Source organism: Actinoplanes sp. NPDC051633 (assembly GCF_040681735.1).
Lineage (GTDB): Bacteria > Actinomycetota > Actinomycetes > Mycobacteriales > Micromonosporaceae > Actinoplanes.
This window is the reverse complement of sequence record NZ_JBFAZH010000471.1, coordinates 1-5,635: the sequence shown is the minus strand read 5'-3', so window position 1 is coordinate 5,635 and position 5,635 is coordinate 1. Positions and strand designations below refer to the sequence as shown.

The 5,635-nt window shown below is 71.1% G+C and carries 9 protein-coding genes; 6 read left to right on the top strand and 3 right to left on the bottom strand.

The features are described 5' to 3' along the window. The first annotated feature begins 91 nt into the window (after positions 1-91). From AB0M20_RS24125 to AB0M20_RS24105, 5 genes are read left to right on the top strand one after another with little or no spacing between them, the layout of a single operon-like run. Entirely contained in the window at positions 92-655 is a 564-nt protein-coding gene (locus tag AB0M20_RS24125) for an XRE family transcriptional regulator (RefSeq protein WP_364301714.1), read from the top strand. A 56-nt stretch (positions 656-711) separates the two neighbouring features. After that, entirely contained in the window at positions 712-1,203 is a 492-nt protein-coding gene (locus AB0M20_RS24120) for a VOC family protein (RefSeq protein WP_364301712.1), read from the top strand. Beyond that, positions 1,113-1,391 (top strand): metalloregulator ArsR/SmtB family transcription factor, encoded by a 279-nt coding sequence (locus AB0M20_RS24115; protein ID WP_364301716.1) that lies wholly within the window; start codon positions 1,113-1,115, stop codon positions 1,389-1,391. The genes AB0M20_RS24120 and AB0M20_RS24115 overlap by 91 nt, the downstream gene beginning before the upstream one ends. Further along, a complete protein-coding gene (locus AB0M20_RS24110) occupies positions 1,381-1,866 on the top strand; it encodes an SRPBCC domain-containing protein (protein ID WP_364301710.1) in 486 nt (161 codons plus the stop codon). Before AB0M20_RS24115 ends, AB0M20_RS24110 begins: the two co-directional genes overlap by 11 nt. Then, a complete protein-coding gene (locus AB0M20_RS24105) occupies positions 1,863-2,171 on the top strand; it encodes a YciI family protein (protein WP_364301708.1) in 309 nt (102 codons plus the stop codon). Before AB0M20_RS24110 ends, AB0M20_RS24105 begins: the two co-directional genes overlap by 4 nt. Positions 2,172-2,179: 8 nt before the next feature. Here AB0M20_RS24105 and AB0M20_RS24100 read toward each other — a convergent pair whose 3' ends face one another. The 3 genes from AB0M20_RS24100 to AB0M20_RS24090 form a co-directional block, all read right to left on the bottom strand. Beyond that, complete coding sequence (locus AB0M20_RS24100) at positions 2,180-4,045, bottom strand: NAD-binding protein (protein WP_364301706.1); 1,866 nt, start codon at positions 4,043-4,045, stop codon at positions 2,180-2,182. Positions 4,046-4,057: 12 nt separating this feature from the next. After that, positions 4,058-4,444, bottom strand: a complete 387-nt coding sequence (locus tag AB0M20_RS24095) for a DUF6394 family protein (protein WP_364301704.1) — start codon at positions 4,442-4,444, stop codon at positions 4,058-4,060. A 69-nt stretch (positions 4,445-4,513) separates the two neighbouring features. Further along, complete coding sequence (locus AB0M20_RS24090) at positions 4,514-5,257, bottom strand: MBL fold metallo-hydrolase (RefSeq protein WP_364301702.1); 744 nt, start codon at positions 5,255-5,257, stop codon at positions 4,514-4,516. A 153-nt stretch (positions 5,258-5,410) separates the two neighbouring features. On the opposite strand from AB0M20_RS24090, the gene AB0M20_RS24085 reads away from it, so the two are divergent. Beyond that, the gene (locus AB0M20_RS24085) at positions 5,411-5,623 is read left to right on the top strand and encodes a hypothetical protein (RefSeq protein ID WP_364301700.1); all 213 of its coding nucleotides are present in this window, start codon (positions 5,411-5,413) and stop codon (positions 5,621-5,623) included. Positions 5,624-5,635 lie beyond the last annotated feature (12 nt).

Here is a 5,635-nt window from a genome sequence, read left to right as displayed (position 1 = left end):
GGTGGCGGCCCGGTGTCCTTCGTCATCCGGCCAGCGTCCGCGAGACCGATCCGTTCTTGCAAGAAATCTTGCCGATCCGCAAGATGAGGCCATGGGTGCCGAAGAGGACGTGCTGGCCGGCGTCGGTCCGCGGCTGCGGGCGTTGCGCCGGGTCCGCAATGCCACACTGGCGGAGCTGGCGGCCGAGGCCGGCCTCACGGCGAGCACCCTGTCTCGCCTCGAGAACGGCAAGCTGCGCCCGACGCTCGAGCAGCTCCTGCCGCTCGCCCGCGTGTACGGCGTCCCGCTCGACGACCTGGTCGCGGCCCCGCCAACCGGCGACCCGCGCATCCACCTGCGGCCGGTGCGCCGATCCGGGTTGACGGTGGTGCCGCTGACCAGGCGGGCCGGCGGCGTCCAGGCGTACAAGGTGGTGTATCCGCCGGCCGGCGGGGCTCCCACGACCAAGATGCAGACCCATGACGGGTACGAGTGGTTCTACGTCCTCGACGGGCGGGTCCGGTTCGTGCTCGGTGAGCGCGAGTTCCTCCTCGGCCCGGGCGAAGCCGCCGAGTTCGACACCCGCACGCCGCACTGGATCGGCAGCGCCGGCGACGAGCCGGCCGAGCTGATGACGCTCTTCGGCGCGCAGGGCGAACGCGCCCACCTCCCTTGACGTCTCCGTCAGCATTGGCTAACGTTAGTCTCCACTGACATATACAGGAGGTCCTGATGGGTGCACCGGTCGCTTACTTCGAAATCATCAGCGGCGACGCCGAGCGGGCGCGACGCTTCTACTCCGAGCTCTTCGACTGGACGGCCGACGCCGACCCCGCCATGGACGGCTACGCGATGGTCGACACCGGCAACGGCGACGACGCGGTGGGCGGCGGGATCGGGCCCGCCTCCGACGACGACGGGCCGGGCGTGCGCATCTACGCGCGCGTCGACGACCTGGACGCGTACCTGGCGAAGGCCGAGAAGCTCGGCGGGACCACCATCGTCCCGCCGATGGATCTGCCCGGCGATTCCGGCCGGATCGCCTTGTTCCTGGACCCGGACGGGAACAAAGTAGGCCTGTGGAGCAGTGAGATCACGCCTGGAAGGCTCTCGCCGAACCTCGCCGGCGAGAGATCCTCCAGCTTGTCGCGCACGACGAACTGGCCGCCGGCGAGATCGCCGCGGCGTTCGACGTCACCCGTACGGCGGTCAGCCAGCACCTGACCGTGCTCAAGGGCGCGGGCCTGCTCGACGAGCGCCGCGACGGGACCCGCCGGCTCTACCGTGCCCGGCCGGACGGGCTGGACGCGCTGCGCCGCTTCCTCGACGACATGTGGGCATCATCGCTGGACATCGCGCGGCGCCTGGCCGAGGGCGATGCGGCAGATCAGGAGGTACGCCGTGTCGGCTGAACCCGTGGCGTTGCGGCGCCCGCCGGTCCGTCAGGCAACGCTCGTGCGGCGCGATGTCGCCCACACGTTCACGTCGTTCGTCACCACGATCGGCCAGTGGTGGCCGCTGCGTCCGGTCTCGGCGAACCCCGAGCGGGCCGTCGACGTGGTGTTCGAGCAGCACGCCGGCGGCCGCGTCTACGAGTGCTGGGACGACGACACCACCGTGGTGTGGGGCGAGGTCGTCTCGTGGGAGCCGCCGCGGCGATTCGTCATGACCTGGTGCATGACGCCGGCGACCACCGAGGTGGAGCTGCGGTTCAAACCGCTCGGCCCGGCGCTGACCCGGGTCGAGGTCGAGCATCGCGGCTGGGAGGCGATGTCCGAGGCCGACCTGGCGAAGGAGTGCGCGCTGCCCGGCGGCGGTTACCTCGGCGGCTCCTACAACAGGGGCTGGACCATGATCCTCGAGAGTTTTCAGGAGTCGACATCGTGATCTTCGCGTACCGATTGCAGTCACCCAGGCCGACCTTCGTCGTCGACATGACCGACGAGGAGAAAGCCGTGATGGCGGAGCACACCGAATACTGGAAGGGCCTGCTGGCCGACGGCGTGGCGGTGTGCTTCGGCGCGGTGCTGGACCCGGCCGGCCCGTACGGCCTGGCCGTGGTCGAGGCCGAGGACCAGGCCCACATCGAGCGGATCGCGGCCGGCGACCCGGCCGTCCGCTCCGGCATGACGGCTCAGGCCCACCCGATGCCGGGCGGCTTCGTCCGCCCGGCCCCGTCAACGCGGCACTGAGCCACGCCTCATGGTTGCCCCGAGTGCGGGATGCGGCGGGTCAGCCGCTGCCAGAGCCAGCCGGACGGCACCCACCGGCCACGCAGCACGTATTCGCTGACCGCGTCGTTGGTCATCGTGTCGATCAGGTGGCGCTGCGCGGCCGGCCGGCCGGCGAACAGGATCTGGTCCTCCGGCGCGACCGTGATGTCGTCGCCCGGCGTGAGGATGCTTTCCCCGCTGTGCCGGGACAGCAGCAGCGGCACAGCGTCCAGTTGCCGTTCGCGGTCCTGGGGGCTGCGGAGCAGGTCGCCGATGCGGGCGTCGCCACCGCGCAGCCAGGGCCCGAGCGCCGGAGCCTCCCGGCCGGTCAGGGTGACCTTCCAGACCCGGCTCAGGTGGCTGCCGCACTGCCGCCGCAGGCGATCGACCAGATGTGCCGCCCAGTCGTCGTCCTGGTTGAGCATGTCCCGCAGGAACCGCCACAGCAGCGGGGTGCTCAGCTGCGCGTAGATCTCTCGCGCCATGACCTCGGTCGGGACCAGCAGCCAGTCGACGTCGACCGCGGCGAACAGCGGTGCGCTGGCCGGGCGGTTCTGCCGCGCGGCGATGAACAGGCTCGGATTGATCTTGCGGGCGGCGGCGATCAGCGACAGGTTCGTGGTGTCGTTGTCGGTGCCGGCGACCAGGCCCACGGCCTGTTCGAGGTCGGCGCGGGCGATCACCGCCGGGTCGGACGCGTCACCGACGATGATCCCGGCATTCGCGTCCGCACCGGTGTCAGCGCCCGCACCGGTGTCCGCGTCCGCACCGGTGTCCGCGCCCGCGTCGGTCTCTGCGCCGGCGCCCGGGTCGAGGTCGATGATGGTCACTTCGAGCCCTTCGGCCCGCAGGTCGGCGGTGAGCTCCTGCCCGAAGCGGCCGTGGCCGCACATCACCCAGCGGCCGGTCGCCGGGGCCTGGCCACGCTCCGGCAGGGCCGCGCCGGGGCCGCTCACCAGCCAGGACATCAGCTGGTACGACGCGGGGGCGTGCAACGCCAGCCGGAGGTGGTCGCCGAATCGGTCGAACGGGTTGACCACGGTCGGTGAGCCGAAGGCCCGCATCCGGTGGGCGATCGTCGGCGAGGTCGTCCGGGCGATGACCGGCAGATCCGGCCGGATCAGCGCGGCGGTCATCGACACCACCAGGTTCGCCTCGTCGTCGTCGGTCAGCGCCAGCACCCCCTCGCAGCGGGGATGTTCCAGCCCGGCGAGGCCGAGGGTGTGCGGGTCGCGGGCGTCGGCGGCCAGCCCGGGAACGTCGGCGTGGTACTGGTCGACGTCGAGCGAGTCGACATGGCCGGAGGAGGTGTCGAGCACCACGAAGCGGCGGCCGAGCGCATCCAGCGAGCGGCCCAGCAACTGCCCGGTCTGCCCGTACCCGACGATCAGCAGGAACGGCTCGCTCAGCCGGACCACCTTGCGGGTGAAGCGCTGCAGCGCGAGCGCCTGCCGGAACGCCCGGTCCTGCAGCAGGGTCAGCAGAGACCCGATCGCGTACGCCCAGCCGACGACGGTGAAGTAGATCGTGCCCGTCACCCAGAGCCGCTGCGCACCGGTGAACGGCTGCGGGATCTCGCCGTATCCGATGGTGGTGGCCGTGTAGCTCATGAAGTAGAACGCGTCGAAGATGCCCATCCGGGCGGGCTGCCCGGCCGCGTCGCGGCCGGGGATCAGCGACAGGCCCAGCACGCTGACCGCGAAGATCATGATCAGGACGATCAGCGGGGCGCGCATCCGGCGCAGGATCAGGAAGATCGTCGAGGAGTTGTCCTGGGTACGTCCGAACAGGCCGCGCCGCCCGCCCTCACCGCGGCCCGGGTGACGCGACGCCTGCCGGGTGGATCGGGCCACGACGCCTCCCTGTCACCGACGGTGGAACGACACGGTCTCGATCACCAGCAGCACGACCGAGACGAGGTTCGCCAGCAGGGCGCCGCCGGACAGCGACACCACGCTGGCCATCGCCTGACCGTCGAGGCCGGCCGACGAGATCTGGGTCGCATACGCCCACATCAGCGCGGCGGCGATCAGCTGCAGGTCGGCCACCAGGCTCGTGGCCAGATGCACCGCCCCGATCTGGGTCCGGTCGCCGAATTTCAGCACGGTCGCGATCAGACTCACCACGACCGCGGCGAACAGCTCGTAGACGTTGTGCAACGACGGGTCGGACAGGTCGCCGATGAAGAACCCGAAGTTCAGCGTCGCGGCGAGCAGCACGAAGAAGCCGAAGATCACCTTTTCCAGACTCATCCGCCGCTCCTCGGGGGTCGGAGACTCACGCTAGCGTCCCGGCCGGCTTCCCGCCGGTGGAAATGGCGGTCACCACCGGTCGATCTCGAAGCCGGCGGTCGCCACGTCGATCCGGCCGGCATACGAGCCGGCCGCGGCCTCGAGCGCGGCGGCGTGCGGCGTGCCCGGCAGCAGGTGGGTGAGGACGAGCCGGCCGGCGCCGGCCTCCGCCGCCTGCCGACCGGCCTGCCGCGCGCTCGACAGGTGCTCGACGGAGTCGGCCGGGACGCTGTCGACGTAGCTCGCCTCGGCCAGGAACACGTCGGCATCGCGGGCCAGCGCCACCGTCTCCGGCCCTGGACCGCTGTCGCCGGTGTAGGCCAGCGAGCTCCCGCCGGCCGTCAGGCGGACGCCGGCGTTGACGGGCCGATGTGGAAGGAGCCGGGTACGCGCGCGGAACGGGCCGATCTCGAAGTCGTCCCCCGGTGTGAACTCGCGCAGATCGAGCGCGTCGGACAGCATCCCGGGACGGTCCAGAGCCAGCACGGCGTCGAGCGCGCCGGGCGGCGCGTACACCGGTAACGGGGCCGACGGGTCGTCCCGCAGCGCCCGGGCCCGCAGCAGCGGGTTGAGGTCGGCGCAGTGGTCGGGATGACCGTGACTGATGACGACGGCGTCGACGTCGCCGGGCTCGACGTGCTGCAGCAGCCGCGGCACCGTCGCGTAACCGAGCTCGAGGACCAGGCGGAATCCGTCGTGCTCGAGCAGGAATCCGCTGCAGGCCTGGCCTGCCTCCGGCCAGGCCCCACACGCGCCGAGAACGGTGAACCGCATGCCCGGAATCCTAAGCCGATGGTCCTCTTACCAGGCGCCACTCACCGGGCCCACGTCTCCGGGGCGGGGCCGAGCGTGGTGGGGCCAGCCATACCGGAGATCCGGTGGCTGGTCGGAGTGTTTCGTGCCGCCGATCGGCGAAGGCTCAGCGACATGACTTCCACTCTGTCGCACACCCGCCTCGGCCGGTCGGCCGTCCCCGGCGCGGTCCGCGCCGCGTTTCTCTTCTGGATGGGTGCGCTCGCCTTCGGCGGCGCCGAGATGTTCCTGCACGACGTCGAGCCCGCCGGACTCGCGGTGCGGCTGGGCATCTATGCGGTCGTCGCGGCCGTCGTTATTTGTATTTGGCTCTCAGTTGCGGTTTAAGAGCCGATTTAG

Coding starts and splice junctions, on each gene's coding strand:
- AB0M20_RS24125 (WP_364301714.1), top strand. CDS start 92: ATGGGTGCCGAAGAGGACGTGCTGGCCGGCGTCGGTCCGCGGCTGCGG.
- AB0M20_RS24120 (WP_364301712.1), top strand. CDS start 712: ATGGGTGCACCGGTCGCTTACTTCGAAATCATCAGCGGCGACGCCGAG.
- AB0M20_RS24095 (WP_364301704.1), bottom strand. CDS start 4,444: ATGAGTCTGGAAAAGGTGATCTTCGGCTTCTTCGTGCTGCTCGCCGCG.
- AB0M20_RS24090 (WP_364301702.1), bottom strand. CDS start 5,257: ATGCGGTTCACCGTTCTCGGCGCGTGTGGGGCCTGGCCGGAGGCAGGC.
- AB0M20_RS24085 (WP_364301700.1), top strand. CDS start 5,411: ATGACTTCCACTCTGTCGCACACCCGCCTCGGCCGGTCGGCCGTCCCC.